General features: G+C 72.4%; 20 protein-coding genes. 14 read left to right on the plus strand and 6 right to left on the minus strand.

Annotated elements, in window-relative coordinates; all coding sequences use genetic code 11:
- Positions 1-69 precede the first annotated feature (69 nt).
- From SROS_RS38205 to SROS_RS38245, 9 genes are all read left to right on the plus strand, one after another.
- The gene (locus tag SROS_RS38205; RefSeq protein WP_012894312.1) at positions 70-1065 is read left to right on the plus strand and encodes an NAD(P)/FAD-dependent oxidoreductase; all 996 of its coding nucleotides are present in this window, start codon (positions 70-72) and stop codon (positions 1063-1065) included.
- Positions 1062-2291: a Cmx/CmrA family chloramphenicol efflux MFS transporter gene (locus SROS_RS38210; protein WP_012894313.1), complete on the plus strand. Its 1230-nt coding sequence runs from the start codon at positions 1062-1064 to the stop codon at positions 2289-2291. Before SROS_RS38205 ends, SROS_RS38210 begins: the two co-directional genes overlap by 4 nt.
- A 156-nt stretch (positions 2292-2447) precedes the next feature.
- The gene (locus SROS_RS38215) at positions 2448-3269 is read left to right on the plus strand and encodes a CoA transferase subunit A (RefSeq protein WP_012894314.1); all 822 of its coding nucleotides are present in this window, start codon (positions 2448-2450) and stop codon (positions 3267-3269) included.
- Positions 3270-3292: 23 nt separating this feature from the next.
- Positions 3293-4021, plus strand: coding sequence for a CoA-transferase subunit beta (locus tag SROS_RS38220; protein ID WP_043657779.1), 729 nt, complete (start codon positions 3293-3295; stop codon positions 4019-4021).
- A gap of 58 nt (positions 4022-4079) precedes the next feature.
- The gene (locus SROS_RS38225) at positions 4080-5255 is read left to right on the plus strand and encodes a thiolase family protein (RefSeq protein WP_012894316.1); all 1176 of its coding nucleotides are present in this window, start codon (positions 4080-4082) and stop codon (positions 5253-5255) included.
- A gap of 64 nt (positions 5256-5319) precedes the next feature.
- Positions 5320-6678, plus strand: a complete 1359-nt coding sequence (gene pcaB, locus SROS_RS38230; protein WP_012894317.1) for a 3-carboxy-cis,cis-muconate cycloisomerase — start codon at positions 5320-5322, stop codon at positions 6676-6678.
- Positions 6679-6730: 52 nt separating this feature from the next.
- Positions 6731-7129 carry a 4-carboxymuconolactone decarboxylase gene (pcaC, locus tag SROS_RS38235; RefSeq protein WP_012894318.1) on the plus strand — a complete coding sequence of 133 codons (399 nt, stop codon included), beginning with the start codon at positions 6731-6733 and terminating at the stop codon, positions 7127-7129.
- Positions 7113-7916, plus strand: a complete 804-nt coding sequence (locus tag SROS_RS38240) for an IclR family transcriptional regulator domain-containing protein (RefSeq protein ID WP_012894319.1) — start codon at positions 7113-7115, stop codon at positions 7914-7916. Before pcaC ends, SROS_RS38240 begins: the two co-directional genes overlap by 17 nt.
- 87 nt (positions 7917-8003) lie before the next feature.
- Entirely contained in the window at positions 8004-8963 is a 960-nt protein-coding gene (locus tag SROS_RS38245; RefSeq protein ID WP_043653781.1) for a LacI family DNA-binding transcriptional regulator, read from the plus strand.
- A gap of 73 nt (positions 8964-9036) precedes the next feature.
- Here SROS_RS38245 and SROS_RS38250 read toward each other — a convergent pair whose 3' ends face one another.
- Positions 9037-10227 carry an MFS transporter gene (locus SROS_RS38250; RefSeq protein WP_012894321.1) on the minus strand — a complete coding sequence of 397 codons (1191 nt, stop codon included), beginning with the start codon at positions 10225-10227 and terminating at the stop codon, positions 9037-9039.
- Positions 10228-10293: 66 nt separating this feature from the next.
- On the opposite strand from SROS_RS38250, the gene SROS_RS38255 reads away from it, so the two are divergent.
- The gene (locus SROS_RS38255) at positions 10294-11280 is read left to right on the plus strand and encodes an ArsR/SmtB family transcription factor (protein ID WP_012894322.1); all 987 of its coding nucleotides are present in this window, start codon (positions 10294-10296) and stop codon (positions 11278-11280) included.
- Between the two features lie 105 nt (positions 11281-11385).
- Here SROS_RS38255 and SROS_RS38260 read toward each other — a convergent pair whose 3' ends face one another.
- Genes SROS_RS38260 through SROS_RS38270 form a run of 3 tightly spaced genes read right to left on the minus strand, consistent with a single transcriptional unit; the run spans position 11386 to position 14526 of the window.
- Positions 11386-12303, minus strand: coding sequence for a carbohydrate ABC transporter permease (locus tag SROS_RS38260; RefSeq protein WP_012894323.1), 918 nt, complete (start codon positions 12301-12303; stop codon positions 11386-11388).
- Positions 12300-13187 carry a carbohydrate ABC transporter permease gene (locus tag SROS_RS38265; RefSeq protein ID WP_012894324.1) on the minus strand — a complete coding sequence of 296 codons (888 nt, stop codon included), beginning with the start codon at positions 13185-13187 and terminating at the stop codon, positions 12300-12302. Before SROS_RS38265 ends, SROS_RS38260 begins: the two co-directional genes overlap by 4 nt.
- Before the next feature lie 52 nt (positions 13188-13239).
- Complete coding sequence (locus tag SROS_RS38270) at positions 13240-14526, minus strand: ABC transporter substrate-binding protein (RefSeq protein WP_012894325.1); 1287 nt, start codon at positions 14524-14526, stop codon at positions 13240-13242.
- Between the two features lie 706 nt (positions 14527-15232).
- On the opposite strand from SROS_RS38270, the gene SROS_RS38275 reads away from it, so the two are divergent.
- Complete coding sequence (locus SROS_RS38275; RefSeq protein WP_012894326.1) at positions 15233-16954, plus strand: RICIN domain-containing protein; 1722 nt, start codon at positions 15233-15235, stop codon at positions 16952-16954.
- 131 nt (positions 16955-17085) lie between these two features.
- Here the strand turns inward: SROS_RS38275 and SROS_RS46550 are convergent, their stop codons facing one another.
- Entirely contained in the window at positions 17086-17859 is a 774-nt protein-coding gene (locus SROS_RS46550) for an AMP-binding protein (RefSeq protein WP_012894327.1), read from the minus strand.
- 410 nt (positions 17860-18269) lie between these two features.
- Complete coding sequence (locus SROS_RS38285; protein WP_012894328.1) at positions 18270-20744, minus strand: ATP-binding protein; 2475 nt, start codon at positions 20742-20744, stop codon at positions 18270-18272.
- A gap of 126 nt (positions 20745-20870) precedes the next feature.
- Here SROS_RS38285 and SROS_RS38290 point away from each other — a divergent pair, with 126 nt between their 5' ends.
- From SROS_RS38290 to SROS_RS38300, 3 genes are all read left to right on the plus strand, one after another.
- Positions 20871-21320 carry a hypothetical protein gene (locus tag SROS_RS38290; protein WP_148269338.1) on the plus strand — a complete coding sequence of 150 codons (450 nt, stop codon included), beginning with the start codon at positions 20871-20873 and terminating at the stop codon, positions 21318-21320.
- A gap of 192 nt (positions 21321-21512) precedes the next feature.
- Positions 21513-22097, plus strand: a complete 585-nt coding sequence (locus tag SROS_RS38295; RefSeq protein WP_012894330.1) for an HD domain-containing protein — start codon at positions 21513-21515, stop codon at positions 22095-22097.
- Between the two features lie 157 nt (positions 22098-22254).
- On the plus strand, positions 22255-24156 hold the full coding sequence (locus SROS_RS38300; RefSeq protein WP_012894331.1) for an ABC transporter ATP-binding protein: 1902 nt from the start codon (positions 22255-22257) through the stop codon (positions 24154-24156).
- The last annotated feature ends 67 nt before the right edge of the window (positions 24157-24223 follow it).

Consider the following 24223-nt stretch of genomic DNA (forward strand, 5'->3'; position numbering starts at 1 on the left):
CCAGAAATGGCAACGAAAGTTGTCGATTCGCCACGAGGCGGCGCACCATCGGGCCCGGAGGTGATCGCCATGATCAAGGCGACGAACGACCAGAACGGCGGCGCGCCGCACGCCGCCGGCGATGAGGATTACGACGTGGTGGTGGTCGGCGCCGGAGCGGCCGGCCTGAATGCCGCCCTAATCCTGGGGCGGGCCCGCCGCAAGGTAGCGGTGATAGACGCCGGCGAGCCGCGCAACGCGCCCGCCGCGCATATGCACGGCTTTCTGTCCCGCGACGGCCTGCCCCCGGCGATGCTGCTCGAACTCGGCCGCGCCGAGGTCGCCCGGTACGGCGTCCGGCTCATCCAGGGCCGGGTGGAGCAGATCGACGAGGGCTACCACGTCCGCATGGTCGGCGGGCCGGTGATCAGGGCCCGCCGCGTCCTGGTCGCGACCGGGCTGCGCGACGAACTGCCCGACATCCCGGGCGTGCGTGAACGGTGGGGCAAGGATCTCCTGCACTGCCCCTACTGCCACGGCTACGAAGTCCGTGACCGGCCTCTCGCCGTTCTCGGCACCCATCCGGGCGCGGTGCACCAGGCGCTGCTCCTACGGGCGTGGAGCGACGACGTCGTCTTCTTCCCGCACGCCCTTGAGCTGACGGCGCAGGATCGGGAGCGGCTGGAGGCGCGCGGCCTGCGCATCGTCGAGGGCGAGATCAAGCGGCTGGTCGTCGACGGCGACCGGTTGCACGGCATCGAGCTCGCCGACGGCCGGGCCGTCCCGCGTGCCGCCGCCTTCCTCTTCCCCCGCATGGTGCCGCGCGACGAGCTGCTGACCCGCCTGGGCTGCGACAAGGGCGACAACGGCTGGGTCACCACCGACCGCACCGGCCGGACCGGCGTCGCCGGCGTCTGGGCCGCCGGTAACGTCATCGACCCGCGCGCCCAGGTCATCACCGCCGCCGGCATGGGGTCCGCCGCCGCCTTCGCCATGAACACCGATCTGCTGGACGAGGACGTCGATCGCGCCGTCGAACAGCACCGCGCCTCTGCCGCCGTAGCGGTGCGGGGTGATGGCCGGTGAGCGTCGAAACCGCACAGCGGCGGGCACCGGCCGCTCGCGGGAGGCTGCCGTTCGGCGTCTACCTGCTGGCGTTGAGCCTGTTCGCGATGGGCAGCGCGGAGTTCTTGCTGGCCGGGGTCCTGCCGGCGGTCGCGGACGACCTCCGGATCACGTTGTCCTCCGCCGGCGCGCTGATCTCGGTATTCGCCATCGGTGTCGTCGTCGGAGGGCCTCCCCTGGCCATCATGACGCTGCGCTGGCCGCGGCGGACCACGCTGGTGAGCACTCAAGCCATCTTCGCCGCCTCGGTGACCATCGGCCTTCTGACCGACGACTACACGGTGCTGCTGGCCACCCGCTTCGTCTGCGGCCTCGCCTACGCGGGGTACTGGGCGGTCGCGGCGGTCACCGCGATCGGCCTTGTCACGCCCGACCGCACCGCACGCGCCTCCGGAGTCGTCGTCAGCGGGCTCAGCCTCGCGATGATCGCCGGCGGCCCGGCAGGGGCACTGCTCAGCTACTTCACGGGATGGCGGGGCGGATTCTGGGGCGTGGCAGCCCTGACCGCCGCCGGCGCGGTCTTGAGCCTGCTCGCGATGCCCGCGACAGACGCGGGAGAGAAGCCCAGCGTAAGGCGCGAGCTCCGCACCATGAGGCAACCGCAACTGTGGGTCGTGTACGCCGTCACCATCCTGAGCACCGCCGCCTACATGATCTCGTTCAACTACCTCGCGTCGTTCCTGACCGACATCACCGGCGTTCCCGGCGTCTGGGTCCCCGCGATCCTCGCGCTGTTCGGCGCCGGCGCCTTCATCGGCCTGTCCGTCGGAGGCAGGATCGCCGATCGGCGGCCCTTTCACGCGCTCCTGATCGGGGCGATCGGGATTCTGGCCGCTTCTGTCCTGCTCGCGGTCCTCGCCCGGCATGCGCTGGCCGTGGTCCCCCTCGTCCTGCTTCTCGGGATCGCCGGATTCGTGCTGAACCCGGCCATCTACGCGCGGGTGTTCACCATCGCGTCGGAGGCGCCGACACTCGCCGGGGCCACCACCGTCTCCGCGTTCCAGCTCGGCATCAGCCTCGTCCCGGCGCTCGCCGGGGCCGCCCTGAACGCCGGCGCGGGCATCATCTCCGTCACATGGATCGGCGCCGGCCTGGCAGCGGCCATCGTGCCGGCCGTCCTTCTCGACCGGACGATCTCACGTCGCCGGTCACGGATGACAGCGGACGGGGGGAGTTCGCCAGGCTGAGATTCACCTCATCGCCACCTCGCCCCTCGCCGGAGCTTCGGGAGCCCTGGGCCGTCACGACGTGGCGGTCCAGAGATTGACCTGCCTCGGGCAGGGTCACTATGTTCGCATGCAGAACGTTTGTCCGCATGACGAACATACACATGAGGGGGTGCGATGGCCACGGTGACTTCGCTCGCCGACGCGGTGGCGGATCTCGTGCACGACGGCGACAGTGTGGCGCTGGAGGGCTTCACCCACCTGATCCCCTACGCGGCCGGACACGAGATCATCCGGCAGGGGCGCCGCGACCTCACGCTGATCCGGATGACCCCCGACCTGATCTACGACCAGATGATCGGGATGGGCTGCGCCCGGCGGCTGGTCTTCTCCTGGGGCGGCAACCCGGGGGTGGGGTCGCTGCACCGCTTCCGCGACGCGGTGCAGAACCGCTGGCCCGCGCCGCTGGAGATCGAGGAGCACAGCCACGCGGGCATCGCCAACGCCTACGTCGCCGGCGCGTCCGGGCTGCCCTTCGCGGTGCTGCGCGGCTACCGGGGCACCGACCTGCCCGGCCACACCGCCACGGTCAGGCCGATCACCTGCCCGTTCACCGGCGAGGAGCTCACCGCCGTCCCCGCGATCAACCCCGACGTCGCCGTCGTGCACGCGCAGCGCGCCGACCGGCGGGGCAACGTGCAGCTCTGGGGGATCACCGGGGTGCAGAAGGAGGCACTCCTGGCGGCGCGACGCTCGCTGGTCACCGTGGAGGAGATGGTCGAGGAGCTGGAGCCCCGTCCCGGCGCGATCGTGCTGCCCGGCTGGGCGATCACCCACGTCTCCGAGGTCCCCGGCGGTTCCCACCCCTCCTACAGCGCCGGCTACTCCACCCGGGACAACGGTTTCTACCTCGCCTGGGACGAGATCAGCCGTAGCCGCGAGACCTTCACCGCCTGGATGGAAGAGCACGTCCTCGCCGGCGCGGAGGCCCGCCGGTGACCGCGGCCTACACCTCCGACGAGATGATGACCGTGGCGGCGGCCAGGCGGCTGCGTGACGGCCGGTCGTGCTTCGTGGGCATCGGCCTGCCCAGCACCGCCGCCAACCTCGCCCGTGGCACCCACGCCCCCGACCTCGTGCTCATCTACGAGTCGGGGACCATCGGCGCCCGGCCGGACCTGCCGCCCCTGTCCATCGGGGACGGCGTGCTGGCCGACACCGCCGACGCCGTCGTGAGCGTGCCGGAGATCTTCAACTACTGGCTCCAGCCGGGCCGCATCGACGTCGGCTTCCTCGGCGCCGCCCAGATCGACCGGTTCGCCAACATCAACACCACCGTGATCGGCCCCTACGCCAACCCTCGGGTCCGCCTCCCCGGCGCGGGCGGGGCCCCCGAGATCGCCGCCTCCTGCCGCGAGGTGACCGTGATCGTACGGCAGAGCCGCCGCGCGTTCGTCGACCGCGTGGACTTCGTCACCTCCGTCGGGTTCGGCTCCGGCCCCGGCGACCGGGAACGCCTCGGCCTGCGCGGCGGCGGCCCCCGCACCGTCATCACCGACCTGGCGATCCTGGAGCCCGACCCGACGAGCTGCGAGCTGGTCGTCACCCACCTGCACCCCGGCGTCACCCTCGACCAGGCCCGCGCGGCCACCGGATGGGACCTCGCCACGGCCCCCGACCTGCGCGAGACCACTCCCCCCACTCCCGCGGAGCTCGACGCCCTGCGCCGCCTCACCGGGAGCAGGCCGTGAAGCAGCCTGCCGCGGCGAGCGCGGGACACCGGCATCCGTCGACCAGGAGCTCAAGATCATGAATGACGTCTTCGTCCTCGACTCCGTCCGCACCCCCATCGGCCGCTACGGCGGGGCGCTGTCGGGCGTCCGCCCCGACGACCTGGCCGCGCACGTGGTCCGGGCACTGGCCGGCCGCTCCCCCGACCTCGACCCGGCGACCGTCGACGACGTGTTCTTCGGCGCGGCCAACGGCGCCGGCGAGGACAACCGCGACGTGGCGCGGATGGCCGTCCTGCTCGCCGGGCTCCCGGTCACGGTGCCCGGCACAACCGTGAACCGGCTGTGCGGGTCCGGGCTGGAGGCGGTCGTCGCCGCCTCCCGCGCCGTGGCCGTGGGCGACGCCTCCCTGGCGATCGCCGGCGGGTCGGAGTCGATGAGCCGGGCGCCGTGGGTGATGCCCAAGCCGTCGCGCGGCTTCGACCGGGGAGCGCAGACCCTGCACGACACGGCCCTCGGCTGGCGCATGGTCAACCCTCTGATGCCCGCCGAGTGGACGGTCGCCCTGGGTGAGGGCGCGGAGATCCTCGCCGACCGCTACGGGATCACCCGCGAGGCCCAGGACGGCTTCGCCCTGCGCAGCCACCGGCGCGCGGCGGCGGCCTGGGAGCGGGGCGTCTTCGCCGGCGAGGTGGCCGTGCTCGACGCGCTGGACCACGACGAGTCCGTCAGGACCGACGCGTCGCCCGCCTCCCTCGCCCGCCTCAAGCCGGTCTTCCGTCCCGGCGGCACCGTCACCGCCGGCAACGCCTCCCCCCTCAACGACGGCGCCTGCGCCCTGCTCGTCGGCGACGAGGCGGGGGCCGGGCGGGCCGGCCGTACGCCGCTGGCACGGATCGCGGCGCGGGCGGTGACCGGCGTGGAACCGCACCTGTTCGGCATCGGGCCGGTCGAGGCCGCCCGCACGGCGCTCTCCCGCGCGGGCATCACCTGGTCCGACCTGAGCGTGGTCGAGCTCAACGAGGCCTTCGCCGCCCAGTCCCTGGCCTGCCTGGCCGAGTGGCCCGACCTCGACCCGGAGATCGTCAACGTCAACGGCGGCGCGATCGCCCTCGGCCATCCGCTCGGCTCCTCCGGCGCCCGCGTCCTGGGCGCCCTCGCCCACGAGCTGCACCGCCGGGGCGGCGGCTACGGCCTGGCCGCCATCTGCATCGGGGTGGGACAGGGGCTGGCCGTCGTTTTGGAAGGGGTTTGACGTTCGCCGCACCCCTCGCCCACCTACGTGACACTCTGTCGACATCATGAAACTGGAGGTGAGAATGACCTTGTCGGCACGCGACGGACTGTTCTCCGGGATGTTCGCCAGGGGCGGGGCCGCGCCCGAGGTGTCGGACGCGGCGTGGCTGGCCGCGATGCTGGACGTCGAGGCCGCGCTGGCCGGCGCCCAGGCGGGGATCGGGCTGGTCCCGGAGGCGGCGGCCACGGCGCTGGAGGAGGCCTGCCGGCCGGAGTTCTTCGACCTGGCCGAGCTGGGGTGCAGGGCCGCGCCGGCGGGGAACCCGGTGATCCCCCTGGTCGCCGCGCTGCGCGAACGGGTCAAGCCCGAGCTGCGACGGTTCGTGCACTACGGCGCGACCAGCCAGGACATCAACGACACGGCCGCGATGCTGGTCGCCTGCCGCGCCCTCGCCCCGCTCCTGGCCGACCTGTCCGCCTGCGCCGACGCGTGCGCGCGGCTGGCCGGCGAGCACCGCGGCACCGTGATGGCCGGGCGCACCGTCCTGCAGCACGCCGTACCGGTCACCTTCGGGCTGAAGGCGGCCGGCTGGCTGCGCGCGCTGGACCGGTCGCGGGCGGAGCTGGCCGAGCTGGACCTGCCCGTCCAGTACGGCGGGGCGGCGGGCACCCTGTCCGTCCTCGGCGAGCGGGGCCACGAGGTCCTGCCGCGCCTGGCGGCCGGGCTGGGCCTGGCCGAGCCGGTCCTGCCCTGGCACACCGACCGCACCCCGGTGGCCCGGCTGGCCTGCGCCCTCGGCATGGCCTCCGGGACGCTCGGCAAGATCGCGACCGACGTGAAGCTGCTGGCCCAGACCGAGGTGGGAGAGGCCGCCGAACCCTCGACCCCCGGCCGGGGCGGCTCCAGCGCCATGCCGCACAAGCGCAACCCGGTGGGCGCGATGTCCGTGCTCGCCTGCGTCCAGCGCGTCCCCGGGCTGGTGGCCTCGGTGCTCGCGGGCATGGTCCAGGAGCACGAGCGCGCCGCCGGCCCCTGGCAGGCCGAGTGGGAGACGCTCAGCGAGCTGCTCCGGCTCACCGGCAGCGCCGCGTCCTGGCTCCGCGAGGTGCTGGAGGGCCTGACCGTCGACCCCGCGCGGATGCGGGCCAACCTCGACGCGACGAGGGGGCTGCCGATGGCCGAGCACGTCGTCGCCCGGCTCGGCGGCACCCCCGAGGCGCGCGGGCTGGTGGACGCCGCCTGCGCCAGGGCGGTCGACGAGGGTCTGTCGCTGCGGGAGGCGCTGGCCGCTCCGTGGCTGCGGGAGGCACTGCCGGCCGCTCCCGGCGTGAGCCTGACGCCGGAGGAGCTGGACGCCGCCCTGGACCCGGCGGGCTACCTCGGCTCCGCCGGGATCTTCGTCGACCGGGCGCTCGCCGCCCACCTGAACCCGCCCGGCTGAGCACGGCGCCCCGGAGGGGGCCACCCGGGTGAACACGACAAGGAGCTGAAGGATGGACATGTGGAGCGCCGGAGACGCGACGCGCCGGGCCGTACTGGGTGATGAGCACGTGGACCGCGCCGGCGCGGGCGCCACGCCGTTCACCGCGGACTTCCAGGAGCTCATCACCAAGTACGCCTGGGGGGAGATCTGGACCCGTCCCGGCCTGGACCGGCGCACCCGTAGCTGTGTCACCCTCGCCCTGCTCACCGCGCTCGGGCACGAACACGAGCTGGCCATGCACGTGAGGGCGGCGCTCCGCATCGGTCTCACCGAGGAGGAGATCAAGGAGGTGCTGCTGCAGACCGCGGTCTACGCGGGAGTGCCCGCGGCCAACCGCGCGTTCGCGGTGGCGCAGGCGGCACTAGAGTTCGACCGGAACGAGGAGGACGGGGATGGACGGACCGGTTGACCGCGGCTCTGACCACGTGCAGTCGCTGGCCCGGGGGCTGTCGGTGATCCGGGCGTTCGGCGCGGCCACTCCCGAGCTGACGCTCAGCGAGGTCGCCCGCGCCACCGGCCTGACCCGCGCGGCGGCCCGGCGGTTCCTGCTGACCCTGGTCGACCTGGGCTACGTCCGGACCGACGGGCGGCTGTTCGCGCTCTCCCCGCGCGTCCTGGAGCTCGGTTACGCCTACCTGTCCGGGCTCTCGCTGCCCGAGGTGGCCGAGCCGCACCTGGCGCGGCTCGTCGCAGAGGTGCGCGAGTCGGCGTCGATGGCGGTGCTCGACGGCGAGGACATCGTCTACGTGGCCCGGGTGGCGACCACGCGGATCATGCGGGTGTCCATCGACATCGGCACCCGCTTCCCTGCCCACTGCACCTCGATGGGCCGGGTGCTGCTCGCCGGGCTGCCCGCCGGCGAGCTGGACGCCGGTCTCGGCCGCGCCGGGCTGCGCGGGTTCACCGCCCGGACCGTCACCACGCCCTCCGCCCTCCGGGCCGAGCTTGAGCGCGTCCGCTCCCAGGGCTGGGCGATGGTCGACCAGGAGCTGGAGGAGGGGCTGCGCTCGGTCGCCGTGCCCGTCCGGGACCGCTCCGGCCGGGTGGTCGCCGCGATGAACATCTCCTCCCACGCGAGCCGGACGACCGTCGAATCCGTCCGGAGCGACCTGCTGCCGCCCCTGCTGGCCGCCGCGGCGCGGGTGGAGACCGACCTGCACGCGACGGGCGTGACGGGCACCGCGCTCTCACGCTGACCCACCGGGTCCGATGACAACGTTGTCAACAGGGCGGACTTGGGCGATGATCGGGCCGTGACAGACAGTGTCCGTGGACGTCCCACCATGAAAGATGTCGCGGCGGCGGCCGGGGTGGCGCTCAAGACCGTCTCCCGGGTCGTCAACGAGGAGCCCGGGGTCAACTCCGCCACGGCCGAGCGGGTCCTGTCCGCCATCGAACGGCTCGGCTACCGGCGCAACGAGAGCGCCCGGGTGCTCCGCCGGGGCCGGACCGCGAGCATCGGCCTGGTGATCGAGGACGTGGCCGACCCGTTCTACTCCGGGATCAGCCGCGCGGTCGAGGACGTGGCGCTCCGGCACGGGTCGCTGGTGCTCAGCGGCTCCTCAGGGGAGGAGCCGCGGCGCGAGCGGGAGCTCGTCCTCACCTTCTGCTCCCGCCGGGTGGACGGCCTGATCATCGTGCCGGCCGGGGCCGACCACGGATACCTCAGGCCCGAGCTCGACGCGGGGACCCCCGCCGTCTTCGCCGACCGGCCCGGCGGGCTGGACGTGGACACCGTGATCTGCGACAACAACGGCGGGGCGCACACCGGGGTCACCCACCTGATCCGGCACGGCCACCGCCGCGTCGCCTTCCTCGGCGACAGCGCCTCCATCTTCACCGCCGCCGAGCGCCTGTACGGCTACCGCCGCGCCGTCGAGGACGCGGGCCTGCCGCTCGACGAGTCGCTGGTGGCGATGGGCCCTCCGGAGCAGGCCGGGACCGCGCTGACCCGGATGCTCTCCGGGGACGACCCGCCCACGGCGGTGTTCACCGGCAACGGCCGGATCACCGTGGCCACGCTGCGCACCGGCCACCGGCTCGCCATGGTCGGCTTCGACGACTTCGAGCTCGCCGACCTGCTGGTGCCCGGCGTGACCGTGGTGGCCCAGGACCCGGCCAGGCTCGGCCGCGCCGCCGCCGAGCTGCTCTTCCGCCGCATCATGGGCGGACCGGGCGCCGCCGAGCGGATCGAGCTGCCCACCCGTCTCATCCCCCGCGGATCGGGGGAGCTCCGGCCATAGGGCACCGGGCGCGGGGACCGCGGCGTGGTCCGGTCGGGAGGACGCCGGACGCGGGGACCGGGGCGTGGTCCGGTCAGGAGAGCTCCGGGCGCAGGGACCGGTGCAGGGCGAGGGAACAGCCGATGGTCACGGCTCCGGCGAGGACGATCGCCAGGTGCGGTGCGGTCAGCTCGGCGGCCAGGCCCACGAGGGCGGCGCCCGCCGCCTGGCCGGTCATCGCCCCCGCCCCCGCCAGGCCGAAGGCCTGTCCCCGGACCGGCTCGGGCACCGCCGCCACGAACCCCCGCTGCAGGCCGAGCTGGTAGGAGGCGCTGCCCACCGTGGCGAGCAGGGCGAGCAGGGCGGCCCACGCGAAGCCCGGCTGGAGGGCGAACCCGAGCAGCGGAACGCCCGACAGCACCGCCAGCGGCAGCGCCAGCCGCTCGCGCACCGGGGGTGAGGCGAACCGGCCGACGGCGAGGTTGCCGGCCGCCATGCCCAGGGACGCGGCGGCGAGCGCGATCCCGGCCGTGCCGCCCAGGTAGGGGACGAGCATCGCCTCGGCGCCCGTCACGAACGACACCGGCAGCCACTGGGCGAGCAGCAGCCCGCGCACCCTCGAGTCGGCCAGCAGGCTCCGGTTGACCCGCAGCGTCTCCCGTACGGCACCGCCCTCCCCCGCGCCCCGGGCGGGGAGGTCGGGCAGGCCGGTCCGGAGCACCAGGGCAGCCACGGCGGACAGTCCGGCGGTGACGGCCAGCGCCCCGGCGGGGCCCGCGGCCGCGAGGACGCCGCCGCCCACGGCCAGCCCGCCGATCTGCGCCCCGGCCGAGGTCATGGACAGCACGGACCTGGCCAGCACGAACGCGTCGCCCGGCAGCAGGTCGGGCAGGAGGGCGGTACGGGCCGCCATGAAGACCGGCGAGAACAGGCCGGTGACGAGGACCAGCGCGAGCATCGCCCAGACGGGCAGCCCGGCGAAGGCCAGCAGCAGGCAGGTCGCCACCCGGACCAGCTCGCCGGCGATCATCAGCGCGCGCGGCCGTATCCGGTCGGCCAGCGAGAGCAGGAACGTCCCGCCGACGACGTAGGGGAGGAAGCCCAGCATGTACGCCGCGGCCGACAGGCCCGGCGAGCCGGTCCGCGCGTAGACCAGCGCCGCCAGGGCCAGCATCTTGACCTGGTCTCCGGCCACCAGGAGCGTGAAGCTCCCGAACAGCACCCTGAACTCACGGCTCGCGAAGACCTCGCCGTAGGTCGCGGCGCGCTCTTGTGTGGTGGTCATGCGCGCCATGCTCGGGGAGCCGGAGGCGGCTGGCTAAGCTTTCGGATATATCCGAAAGGTCGTTTGATGGTCAACCTGATCGAGGTCAGCCCGCAGGACATCGTGGCGAGCAGGTTCGCCATCTCCCCGCTCATCGTGACCAAGCACGCGCTCTGGATGCTGTCCGGCAAGAGGGAGGCCGGAGTATGGCGCGCCTGGGTGGACCGGGCGCGGGAGCCGTACGGGAACCTGCTGGCCGGACGGCCGGGCCTGGGAGCCATGGTGACGCTGTTCCGGGAGCGGCGGTACAACGCCGACTTCCCCGCGCCGCCGCCGGCCGGGGTGAACACCCCGTTCGAGGTGGAGCTCGCGACCGTGCGGGCGACCCCGGTAGCCCAGGCGCACCACGAGATCGCCAGGAACCTGGACGGCATGGCACGTCTCCCGGACGCCGTCATGGACGTGCTGCTCTCACCGGAGGTCGTGGAGCTGTTCGCCGACGCGCTCCAGGGCGTCTGGGACGAGATCGTCGCACCCGCGTGGCCGCGCTTCCACGTGATCCTGGAGCGGGACGTGATCCAGCGGGCGGGCCGCCTGGCCACCTACGGCTGGGCGGCGGCGCTGGCCGACCTCAGCCCCCGGGTGCGCTGGCGCCCGGACGGCGTCATCGAGGTCCGGGCGGAGAGCCCGGACGAGACATACCGGCTCGGCGGACGCGGCCTGCTCTTCGTGCCGTCCCCCTTCGAGGCCGGGGTGGGCTCCTATCTTGAGCACGCGTGGCCGTACGCGATCAGCTATCCGGCCCGGGGCGCCGGGATCGCCCAGGAGGCGCCGGACGGCCTCGCCGGGCTGATCGGCCGGACCAGGACCCGCGTCCTGCTGGAGCTGGCCGGCCCGGCGACCACCACCCAGCTCGTCACCCTGCTCGGCCTGAGCCTGGGCACCGTCGGCGGCCATCTGGCCGCGCTGCGGAGGGCCGGCCTGGTCACCGGGAGCCGCACCGGCCGCGGTGTCCTCTACCACCGCACCGCGCTGGGCGACTCCCTGGTCAGCCCTCCGGCGCCCCCGCGCTGAGCCGGCGCGGGCGCCCCGGGCACGGGCCGGTCCTCCGGCGCCCCTGCCCTGGGACGGCGTGCGCGGGTCAGCCCTCCGGCGCCCTGCCGTGGGACGGCGGGCGGGTCAGCCCTTCAGCGCCCCGGCCATCAGCCCGCGCATGAAGAAGCGGCCGAGCAGGACGTAGACGACCATCGTGGGGACGGACGCGAGCAGGGCCGCGGCCATCTGCTGGCTGTAGGGGACGGTCTGGGCTCCGGCGATGTTGTTGAGCATGACAGTGGTGGGCCAGCTCTGCGGGCCGGTGAGGAAGACGGCGAACAGGAAGTCGTTCCACATCGAGGTGAACTGCCAGATGATCACCACCGCGAAGGCCGGCCCGGAGACCGGCAGCACCACCGACCAGTAGGTCCGCAGCATCCCCGCGCCGTCCACCCGGGAGGCCTCGATGAGCTCGTCCGGGATGGTGACGTAGTAGTTGCGGAAGATCAGCGTGCAGATCGGGATGCCGTAGACCACGTGTGCCAGCAGCAGTCCCGGGATCGCGCCGTAGAAGACGCCCGGCACCCCGGTGAGGGACTGGGTGATCTCGTTCAGCTTCACCAGGAGCTGGACCAGCGGGATCATCACCCCCTGGTAGGGGATGAACATGCCGAACAGGAACAGCGTGAACAGCACGTCGGCGCCGGGGAAGCGCCACTTCGACAGCACGTAGCCGTTCATGGAGCCCAGGACCGCCGAGATCAGCGCGCCGGGTACGGCCAGCAGCACGCTGTTCCAGATGCCGGGGGCGAGCTTCTCCCAGGCCACCCGCCACGGCTGTGCCGTCCACACCTCCGGAAGCGCCCAGGCCCGGCCGGGGTCGGCCTCGGTCAGCGGCTTGAAGCTGGTGACCAGCAGGACGTAGACCGGGATCAGGAAGATCACCAGGAAGGCGACCAGCAGCGCCAGCCGGATCCCGCGCGCCCGGCCGGCCCGCCGCCTGGCCCGGCCGCCCGGGTCCTTCGCCCGCGCGGGCGGGACGGGGGTCTCGGTAACCGTCATGACCGCCTCTCCTTGCGAAGGGTCCAGACCAGGTAGGGGATGACGAACACGCTCACCGCGAGCACGATGTAGGAGGCGATGGTGGCGCCCTTGGCCGGGTCGTGGGAGTCGAAGACCGCGACCCACATGAACACGGCGGGGACATCGGTGATGATCTGCTTGCCGGACACCGCGACGATCAGGTCGAAGACCTTGAGCGAGATGTGCCCGAGGATGATCAGCGCCGACAGGGTCACCGGGCGGAGCAGCGGCAGCACGATGTGCCGGTAGACCTGCCACTCGGTGCAGCCGTCCACCCGGGCGGCCTCCCGGAGGTCTTCGGGGACGCCCCGGAAACCCGCCAGGAACAGCGCCATGACATATCCAGACATTTGCCATATCGCCGGGATGGCCATGGCTGCCATCCCCCAGTCCGGGTTCCGGAACCACTCCCACTGCAGGAAGTCCAGGCCCAGGCTGTCGAACAGCCGGTTCAGCCCGACCGCCCGCTCGTCCTGGCCGGAGTTCATCAGCCAGCGCCAGACGACCCCGGTCGCCACGAACGAGATCGCCATCGGGAACAGGTAGACGGCCCGGAAGGTCCCCTCTCCCCTGATCCCCTTCTCCATGAGGAACGCCAGCAGCCAGCCCAGCGCCAGCGCCCCGACCACGAACACCACGGTGAAGACGATCGCGTGATCGACCGAGATGCCCCAGCGCTTCTGATCCCAGAGCGAGACGAAGTTCTCCAGGCCGACGAAGCTCCCCTCGGAGATCTCATCGTGCCTGTCGGTCATGGCCAGCCTGAAGTTCCAGCCGAGCATGCCGTACACGAAGACCGCGATGGCGATGATCGACGGCATGACCAGCAGCAGCCCCGGCAGCCACCTGCGCACCCGTGTCACTGACACCCCTTCCACGGGGTACGGCCCGCGTCGCCGCGGGCCGTACCGGACGTCACTGACCCGAGTTCTTGGCGGCCTCGGCCAGCGCGGCCTGGAGCGCGGCCACGTCCTTGTCGGTGTGGAAGAGGCCGACCGCCTCGTTGATCGAGACCCGCCAGGCGTCGTTGACGGTGACGCCGTGCTGGATGGACCCGGCGAGCTTGTTGCTCCCCCAGTCCTTCAGCGCGTCGGCGAGGTAGTCGGTGTAGAGGGAGGTGTCGGCGTCCTTGCGGGCCGGGATGGAGCCCTTCTTGGGGTTGAAGGCGTCCTGGCCCTCCTTGCTCGCGGCCACCTTCAGCCAGGCCACCGCCCCGGCGCGGTTCGGCGCGCCCTTGGGCAGGGTGAAGCTGTCCGACAGCCACATGAAGGTGCCGCCGGTGCCGGGCGAGGGCGCCCAGTCGAAGTCGGTCTTGGACTTCTTGCCCAGGCCGCCGTCCGGCGGGTTGTGGAAGTAGCCGTACGCCCAGTCGCCCATGATCGTGAACGCGGCCTGGCCGTCGGCGACCTGCTTGGCCGCGGGCTGCCAGTCGTCGGCCGGGTCCCCGGCGTAGGACAGGACCGTCTTGAAGTCGTTGAGCGCCTTGGTCATCGCCGGACCCGACCAGTCGGACCCCGCGGTCCAGAGCTGGTTGTAGGCCTCGGTGCCGAGCGAGCCGAGCAGCACGCTCTCCAGCAGGTGCACCATCGTCCACTCGGAGCCGATCGCGAGCGGGATCTTGCCCGTCTTCTTGACCTTCTCCAGGGCGGCGGTGAACTCCTCGATCGTCTTGGGCACCTCGGTGACGCCCGCCTCCTTGAGCACGGCGGGGTTGAACCACATCACGTTGGAGCGGTGGATGTTCACCGGGACCGAGTAGATCTGGCCCTGCACGCTGATCTGGTCGACGAGCTGCTGCGGGAAGACGTCCTTCAGCTTGAGCTCGTCGTAGAGGGAGTTGACCGGCTCCAGGTCACCGGCCTTGATGTAGCCCTGCAGCTCGGCGCCCGCGTGCCCCTGGAAGGTGTCCGGCGGGGTGTCGGCCTGCAGCTTGGTGGCCAGCAGGGCGCGCGCCTTGTCGCCGGAACCGCCCGCCACGGCCGCGTCGAAGAACGTCAGGCCGGGGTTCTGCTTCTCGAAGATCTCTTTCATGGCCTTCAGGCCGTCGGCCTCGCCCGGTCCCGTCCACCAGGAGAAGACCTCAACCTTCTTCTCTCCGCCGGCCTGCGGGGTTTGCGCGGCGCCGCCGCCGTCGCCGCAGGCCGTCAGGGTGAGCAGGCCCGCCACGGTGACCGCGACGGCCGCCATCCACCGTCGTCGCATAGCTTCCCGTCCCTTCGGGGTCGAGGTTTCACAGATTCCCCCGAGAAAGATGACAACGTTGTCAGTAGATCAATCAACCCACCTGGCACCGAGCGACGTCAAGGTGTGCGCGGATAACTTCTGCGCATCCCGATCCGGACCCTGACTCGCGGATCCCGCCGTGGCCGGTAGTCGCGAGTGATCACCGGCAGGGCCCCCGGCGACCGCCGGCGGGTACGCGACCACCGACGGGGACGCGGCCACCGGGTCGCCGCCACACCGGACGCGCCGCGGTCCACCACGCGCGGACCGCGCCGATCACCGCCCTGAGCCGGCTCCCGCGGTCCGCGGAACGGGTCCGGGTCAGCTCTCCCGGCGCACGGAAGGATCGGACCATTCGGATTGATCACGCCCAAGTCGGCATATATCTTGATCCGCTATCTTGATCCGCACTGCCGTCAAGGCGAGCTAAATCCGCAATCGGGGAGCCTCTTACGTGTTTGTCAGACGAATAACCCTTCTAGCCGCGGCAGGGGTCCTCGCCGCCGCGAGCCTCGTCTCCGGGGGGTTGGACGCCTCCCCCGCGGAAGCGGCACCGGCCGACCCGTGTGCCCGGCCGGCGGCATCAGCCCGGCCGAGCGCCCAGCCGACGGCCTCGCCTCAGCCGAGTGCCCCTGCGACGGCCTCTCCCCAGCCGGGCGCCCGCACGACCGCACCGCCCGAGCCGGTGGCCTGCACCACCGATAAGGACGTGTTCCCCGGCGCGCGGCTCGGGGAGCGGACCGGGCCGCAGGGCGAGATAGCCCGGCTCACAGCGGCCCAGGCCGAAGCCGCGGCCGAGGTGGCGCCCGCCCGGGTGTTCTGTGACGGCGACGGGGTGAGCGGCAAGCGCGTCGAGGTGCTGTACGTCCGCGAGCCGAGCATGCCCGACCGTTACAGCCGGCTGCTGCCCATGTTCCAGGCGTGGCTCTCCAACGCCGACGACTCCTTCAACGACGCCGCCGCGGCGGGCGGCAAGAGCCGTCACATCCGCTACGTCACCGAAGCGGTCTCCGGGGGATGCCAGATCGCGGTCCGCGAGGTCGTCGTGCCCGCGGAGTCCCTGGCCACCTTCGACAGCGGCGTCACCGCGGTGCAGGCGCTGGGTTACAACCGCGCGGACCGCAAATACCTCATGCTCACCGAGGCGACCGTCGTTTGCGGAGTGGGCCAGAGGTATGTGGACGATCGGCCCGGCGCTACCAACTACAACAACCTCCGCGCCTACGCGCGGGTCGACGCGGTCCCCAACTGCTTCGGGGCCAACGCCATCGCCCACGAGCTGGGCCACACGTTCGGCGCGGTGCAGGAGAGCGCCCCGCACTTCCAGACCTCGCACTGCTCGGACCAGTTCGACCTCATGTGTTACGGCGGGACCCCGTCGTGGTCCTGCCTGAAGTGGGACGACTACCGGCTCCCCGACTGCAACCGCGACGACTACTTCAACGTCAGCCCGGCGGCCGGCAGCTACCTCGCCACCCACTGGAACACCGCCGACAGCGAGTTCCTCGTCAAGGGGGACACCAGCGACGTCGTCCCCCACCCCACCGTCGGCCTCACCTACGTGATCACCAGTGTGTCGACCGGTGGAGCCATCGAGCCGATCGGCGGCTCCGCCACCGGACTGGTCAAGCTCAGCCAGCGTGCCCGTACCAACACCCTGAGCCAGAGCTGGCTGATGGGCTACAAGACCGGCCTCCAGTTCGTCAACATGAACAGCCGGATGTGCGCCGACAGCGCCTACAGCGGAACCGCCTCGGGAACCCAGACCCTGCAGTACAACTGCAAGGGCACGGACGGCATGCGGTGGGCCTACCTGCCACAGGCGGACGGCAGCTACGCGATCGTCAACTGGCTGTCCGGGCTGGCCCTGACGGTCACGGGCGCCTACCCGGCCCCCCTGGAGCAGCGTCCCTACACCGGCGCGACCAACCAGCGCTGGAAGTTCAACCGGCTCATCAACTCCGTCGGTCCGGGGAACGGTGCGAGCTACTACCTGACGGGCGTCGGAAACCGGGAGAACGTCGAGGTCCTCAACGGGGCGCTGACGTCCGGCGCATCGGTGACGCACAAGCCGCATTCCGGTGCGAAGAACCAGCAGTGGGTGCTGCGCAACCCCAGCTCGACCACCTCCCCTGACTGGCAACTGGTCAACGCCAACAGCGGTAAGTGCCTGGATCTGAAGACGACGAGCACCGCGGCCGGGACCCAGATCGTCCAGACGACCTGCTCCACCACATCCAGCAGGCAGAAGTGGCAGCTGCAGCGGGTGGCGGACAGGACGTACGTCATCGTCAACAAGTACAGCAAGCGGGCGCTCAACATGACCACCGGTTCGCTGTCCGTCCTGACCCAGCAGGTTCTCGCGGGTGACAACAGCAACCATTTCTGGGCGCTCAAGCAGGTCTAGGACCGATCGGGCGACGTTCGCCCCTCCCTATGACGCGCCGCCCGGCTCCCGTGCCGGGCGGCGCGTTTCCATGGAAGGGCGCCCGCCCCGCTGCCGCCGCGGCGGGAGCCGCGGGTCAGGGCCGGCGGGGCCTAGACGCGCTGGACGGCTCCGTCGAGCAGGGCCACGACGGTGACCCCGAAGTCGTGGATGGTCGCCGACAGCTCGGCGGGCGAGAGGCCGGGGGCCACCACGACCAGCGCGCCGCGCATCAGCGCCAGCCCGATCAGGGTCGTCATGGCCAGGGTGCACGCCAGTGGCCAGGTCACCAGCAGGACGTCCGACTTCTCCAGCACGGTGAGCTTGCCCAGCTCGTGCATGCGCACGATCAGATCCTGATGGGTGAACAGCCCCTCGTCCTCGGTCAGCAGCGCGGGCTGGACCGACGGGTCGAACAGCGGCAGCGGGCCGGGGTCGAGCAGCAGCAGATCGGCGAAGTCGACGGTGTCGCGCGCCTGACCGAAAGTGATCACCTGCCGGACCCGGGAGGCCTCGGCGGCCTGCAACGACGCCTCCGCCAGACCGGGAGTCGTGATGATCAGCCGGGCGTCCCACCGGACCAGCAGCCCGGCCGTCTCCCTGCTCCCGGGCGCGAGCGGCGCCGCCACCCCGCCCGCCGCGATGATGGTGTGCACCGCCAGGGTCTGGGCGGCGGCGTTGTCGACGTGGACCCCCGCCACCTGACGCCGCCGGGCGCCACGCCGGACCAGCCCCGAGGCTCCCCGCGTCACCTCCTCGGCCAGGCGGCGGTAGCCGTACACCACTCCCGCGCCGAGGTCGATCAGCGCGGGCCGGTCACCCCGCTCGTGCGCGCAACCGAACACCGCCTCGGTGACGGTGCCCTTGATGGAGGAGGTGGGTCTCATTCCGCCGACGGTACGGCCGGGCTCTCCGCCCGGACATCGGCAGATGTATGTAGATGGGTGTGTATTCGGGATCCGTCCCCCTCCGGAGGGCGGGCCCGAGCCCTGCGCGACTCGGGCCCGCTGTCGCGTGGCCCGTGGCCCTGAAGTCCCCACCCCTCCGAGGAGACCTCGGCCGTTGGGAGGGACACGCGACGCTTCCGGTGTGCTCGACCGAGACGCCGGGGATGGTGTGGGCCCGCCGTACCGGACCGCCGTCGTGGCGGGCGCGGTGCGGAAGGCTGGGCGTCATCGGTCGAACACGAGGGAAACGTACGGCGGGCGGCGGTCCCGGCACATGCTCCGGAGTGCGTATCCGGAGATGTATCTATGCCACCGCCGATGTGTAGAGCCGATGTGTAGACGGAGCGGTCTCAGCCGCGGTTCTGCTCGATGACCCAGGTGGCGACCTGGGTCCGTGAGGAGAAGCCGAGCTTGGCCAGGATGTTGGCCACGTGCCGGGCCGCGGTCGCGGGACTGATCACCAGCTCGTCGGCGATGGCCTTGTTGCTCAGGCCCCTGGCGATCAGCCCGGCGATCTCCCACTCCCTGCCGGTGAGCGTGGTGAGCGGGGCGGCGACCGGATGCCTGCCGACCATCAGGGGCGCGTCGGACTGATCGTCACCCTGCAGCGCGTAGCGGACCGCCTGGTCCTGGGACATCTCCTTGCCGAGCGCCCAGAGCTGGGCGACCAGCGCGTCTCCGAGCCGGGCACGGGCGGGCTGGAGCAGCTCCTCCATCCGCGCGCCGAAACCGGAGGGCAGGACGGCGCCGCTCATCGCGCTCCGGATCGCGGCCGAGGCCCCCGCCAGGCGCACCGCCCGGCGGTCGTCCTCCTCGGCCAGCGCGAGCTGCGCGAGCGTCTCGATCCGCCGGGCCACACCGAGCCGCTGGCCCGTCCCCTGGCACAGACGCAGGCTCTCGATCAGCCTGACGCGCGCGGTGGCGAGGTCGCCCTGGGCCAGGGCGATCCGGCCCAGGCCCGCCAGGCAGGTGATGGTCTGCCAGTGGGCGGTGATGTCCTGGAGCAGGTCGAGTGCCTGCTCGTAGTAGGTGCGGGCCTCCGCCAGGTCGCCCCGGAGCCAGGCGACCTGGGCCAGGCCGATGAGCGCGACCGGGGCCGCCCAGTGGTTGTCGAGCTCGTGCGCGATGGCCAGCGCGGCCTCGAAGGAGCGCTGCGACTCCTTGGCCCGCCCCTCCGACAGCGCGAACGTCCCCTCCATGGAGCGGATCACCATCTCGTGCCAGGGGTCGTCGACCCTGCGCACGGCCTCCAGCGCCTCGTCCAGGAAGGCCCTGGCCCTCTCCGGCCGGCGCTGGTAGATGGCCACCCAGGCGAGGATGGCGAGCGCCCCGCTCAGCGGTCCGTGCAGGCCCGTCGCCCGGCACAGCTCGGCCGCGGCCGTACAGGCGACCCGCGCGGTGTCGGGGTCGCCCTGCCCGAAGGCCACCTGACCGCGCAGCACCAGGGCGTCGCCGCGCACGCTCGGCGGCAGCTCCGCCGGATCCGCCGCGAGCAGGCGGTCCAGCCACTCGTCGGCGGGGGTGAACCTGCCGCCGGCGATGGTCGGCCAGCGGAGCAGGACCAGCAGGCGCAGCGCGCTCTCGGGGTCGTCCGCCTCCGCCGACCAGCGCACCGCCGCCCACACGTTGGCCTGCAGCTCGTCCAGCAGGACCAGCATCGGGCAGATCTCGTCCCAGGTCGGCCGGGGGCGCCGGACGATCGTCTGGTGGATGCGGCCGGCGACCTCGATCATGTGGTCCCGGTGCCGCCGCCTCAGCGCGGCCTCCTCGCCGGAGGTGTCGAGCTGCTCGGCGGCGTACTGGCGGATCGTCTCCAGCATCCGGTAACGCGTCTCGCCCGCGACCTCCGCGTCCGCCAGCACCAGGGACTTGTCGACCAGGTCGCAGAGCACGCGCAGGACGTCGTCCGCCCACAGGCCGTCGCCCGCGCAGACCTGCTCGGCCATGTCCAGCGTCCATCCCCCGGTGAACACCGCCAGCCTCCGCAGCAGGATCCGCTCGGGCTCGTTGAGCTGCTGGTAGCTCCAGTCGACGGTCGCGCGGAGCGTCTGGTGCCTGGCCGGGGCCATCCTGTCGCCGGCGGACAGGAGACGGAACCGGTCCCTGATCCGGGCGTGGATCTGCTCCACCGTCAGCACCCTGCACAGCGCCGCGGCCAGCTCGATGGCCAGGGGCATCCCGTCGAGCGCCTCGCACAGGCTGGCGATCTCGCCGGCGTTCTGCTCGGTGACGGCGAAACCGCGCGAGGCCGCGCCGGCGCGGTCGACGAAGAGCCGCACCGCCTCGCTGCCGGCGAGCTCGTGGACCCCGGTCCGGGGCAGCGAGAGCGGCGGCACCCGCCACACGGTCTCCCCCGCCACCCGCAGCGGCTCCCGGCTGGTCGTGAGCATCCGTACGGCCGGGCAGACGGTGAGCACCGCCCGGCAGAACCGGGCCGACTCCTCGATGAGCGACTCGCAGTTGTCGATGATCATCAGCAGGTTCCGGTCACCGAGCGCGTCGATCAGCGTGTCGGACAGCGGGCGTGGCGGCTCGGCCTTCACCCCGAGCACGGCGGCCACGCGGGGCTCGACCAGGTCGCCGCGGACCGCCTCCGCCAGCTCCACCAGCCAGACGCCGCCGGGGAACCCCGCCGCCACCTGGGACGCCACCCGGACCGCCAGCCTGCTCTTGCCGATGCCGCCGGCACCGCACAGCGTCACCAACCGGGCGACGCCCAGCAGCTCGACAAGCTCCTCCACATCGCCCTCACGACCGACGAAGGCGTTGGGTTCGAGAGGAAGGTTGCCGCCGGTAAGGGATACGTGCGCGGTGTCCTGGGTCATCGGCTCTTAGGGGAGGTCGCGGGCCAGCCGTCACAGAAAGTGTGGCACCAATTACCGTGCCGTGCCCAGGCTTAGCCCCATTTCGCACGCTCGGATTAACGGGGCTGCGCCTAATATGTTGTTGCAATGAGTTCGCACGTGATGGTGGAAGTGCTGATGCTCCGGCTCGACGGGTCGGGCGGATTCGGGTATCGCAGGGCCGAGGACCGGCTGGCCGGGGGGACACACCCGGACGAGGCCGCCCGCGTGCTCGCGGACGCCGGGGAGATCCTGCTCCACTCGACGAGCTGGCGTTACGACGACCAGGGCCACATCGTGCTCACCTACGCCGCCTGCCCCGACCCGCACCACCACCTGCCGGCCGTCCCGATCCTCCCCGGCCCCGGCGCCGTCGCGACCGCGCCGGACCGCCCCTCCCCGCCCACGGTCACCGTGGACGACGTGGCCGCCCACGCCCTGCGCCACCTCGCCTGGCTCTCCGGCTCCGACCCCGTCACCCGCGACTTCGTCTCCGCCCGCCCCGACCTCGCCACCGCCCTGGCCCGCCACGCCCCGGCCCCGGCGGGCCAGGTCTGAGCACACCCCGGCCCCGCGGCAGCCGTACGGCCGCGCGACGTCCCCCGGCACCGGAGATCCGGACGGCGGATGTCCTCGGAGAGGCGACCGTCCGTACGCTGGACGAGACCGTCGTGTCACCGCCGTCCCGGCGGGAGCCGGGGCGGTCGTCACGCTCTGCGCATGACCCACCGAGGATGAGAGGGGACTTCCATGGCGGAGGAACTGTCGAAGCTGACGGGTCTGCTGTACGAGCTCGGGCTGCTCAAGCGCTACAGGCGCACGGGCTGGCTGGTCGCGGGGGTGCGGGACCCCGAGAGCATCGCCGACCACTCCTTCCGGACGGCGATCATCGCGAGCGTGATCGCCGCGCTGGAAGGCGGCGACCCCGAGCGCGCGGCGTTCCTGAGCCTGTTCCACGACACGCAGGAGACGCGGATCACCGACATCCCCTACCTCGGCAAGCGTTACCTGAAGGCGGCGCCGAACGAGGAGGTCACCGCCGACCAGGTGGGCGGTGTCCCCCGGTCCGTGGCGGAGATGGTGATCGACGCGGTCGGCGAGTACGAGGAGAAGACCAGCCTCGAAGCCGTCTGCGCCCGCGACGCCGACAAGCTGGAATGCCTGATCCAGGCCGTCGAGTACCGCGAGCAGGGACACCAGAACGTGCAACCGTGGATCGACAGCTCCCTCGCCGCGCTGAAGACGCCGTCCGCCAAGCGCCTCGCGGACGAGGCGCTCGGCACGGGGTCGCTGGAGTGGGTGAGCCGTGCCCTCGGCGGCGACCGGGCCACCTGACGCCCGCCCGCGCCCGAACCGCCGGCCGTGGCGGCGCTTCCCCGCGGCCGTACGGCGGGCCGTAAGGGGAGTCGGCTCCGGCGGTGCGACGGGACGGATCTGACCGCACGTGGCCATCCGATGGCGGACTGTCGGTGGGGCGACTCACACTGCAACCATGGCAGCCGACTCCCCCGAATCCGGATCCGCACTGGAAGACGACGACGCCCCCGGCCTCGCCGAGCTCAACACGCCGGAGTGGTTCGCCCTCTCCGGCGAGCTGGCCGGGATCGGGTTCCTCACCGTCGCCCGGCGGCTCCCCGCCCTGGTCCGTCAGGCTCTGGGCATGGCCTGGCAGGCTAGTCCCCGTGACACGGTCGCCGCCGTCGCCTTCAACCTGCTCGGCGGCGTGTTCACCGCCTTCGGCCTGCTGGCGACCACCGGCGTGCTGGAGGCCCTGTTCAGCACGGGCCCCACACCCGAGCGGGTCAGGGCCGCACTGCCCGGCCTGATCCTGGTCGCCACGGCCGCGATCCTGCGCACCACGCTGCAGGCGGGCGCCGGCTGGGCCCAGAGCAGGCTCGGCCCCCAGGTCGGCCGGATCGCCGAGGAGCGGCTCTACGGGCTGACCAGCCGGGTCGACCTCGTCGCCTTCGACGATCCGGAGTTCCACGACGCGCTCCAGCGGGCCCGGACACGCGGGATGCGCACGGCCGACACCGTGGTGGACACCGCGATCGACACGCTCACCGGGCTGATCGGGATCGCCGCGGCCGCCGGTGTCCTCGGCCTGCTCCACCCCGTCCTGCTGCCGCTGCTGGTGCTGGCCGTGATCCCGGACGCCTGGGCCGCCGTGCGCGCGGCGAGGATGGGCTACACGACCGACTACGCGCTGATCCCCGCCCGCCGCCGCAAGTGGATCCTCACCGACCTGATGGCCGACCGGCGCACGGCCGCGGAGTCGCGGTCGTTCACCATGCGAGGCTTCCTGATGCGGATGTACGACTCGGTGGCCCGCGGCGAGCAGGACATCATGCTGGGGCTCGCCAGGCGCCAGGCCGTCGCCCGGATCGTCGGCGAGGCGCTCGGCGGCCTCGGCACGCTGGCGGTCTACACGGCGCTCGGCCTGCTGCTGTTCTTCGGCACCGTCCCGCTGGCGGTGGCGGGCACCGCCGTGCTCGCCATCCGCTCCGGCAAGGGCTCCCTGGAGAACCTGATGTACGCCACCAACCGCCTCTACGAGGAGGGCCTCTACTTCGCCGACTTCCTGGCGTTCTGCGCGCTGGCCGACCGGCACATCCCCCAGGGCCGGCCAGGGCCGGCTCCCCAGGCGTTCGAGCGCATCACCACCGAGGAGATCACCTTCAGCTATCCCGGCTCCGACACCCCGGCCCTGCGCGGGGTGTCGGTCCGCCTCGACCGCGGGGAGGTCATCGCCCTCGTCGGAGAGAACGGCTCGGGCAAGACGACGCTGGCCAAGGTCCTGTCAGGCCTCTACCTGCCGGACAGCGGGCACGTCCGCTGGGACGCGGTGGATCTGGCCACGGTCGACCCCGACCTGCTGCGCCGCCGTATCGCGGTCATCGCCCAGGATCACAGCCACTGGCCGCTGACCGTCCGGCACAACATCACGATGGGTGAGAGCAAGGGAGAGCCCGCGCTGTTCTCGGCGGCCGAGGTGGCGGGCGCCGACCAGGTCGTGGCCGAGCTGCCCCACGGCTACGAGACCCTGCTCGACCGGCGGTTCAAGGACGGCAAGGAGCTGTCCGGCGGCCAGTGGCAGCGGATCGCGGTCGCGCGCGGCTTTCACCGGGACGCTCCCCTGCTGATCTGCGACGAGCCGACCGCCGCCCTCGACGCCCGCGCCGAGCACGCCCTCTTCGAACGCATCCGGCGGCATGCCGACGGCCGCACCGTCCTGTTGATCACCCACCGGCTGGCCAGTGTCCGCTACGCCGACCGGATCTACGTCCTGGACCACGGCAGGGTCACCGAGGAGGGCACCCATGACCAGCTCATCGAGGTCGACGGCCTCTACGCCGACCTCTACAGCCTGCAGGCCCGCGCCTACTCGGTCTGACCCCCGGGTACGGCCCGCGGACGGCCTCCCCTCCCTCCGGGCCGGATCCGCCACCCCGCCCCCGTGT

This window comes from Streptosporangium roseum DSM 43021 (genome assembly GCF_000024865.1).
GTDB lineage: Bacteria > Actinomycetota > Actinomycetes > Streptosporangiales > Streptosporangiaceae > Streptosporangium > Streptosporangium roseum.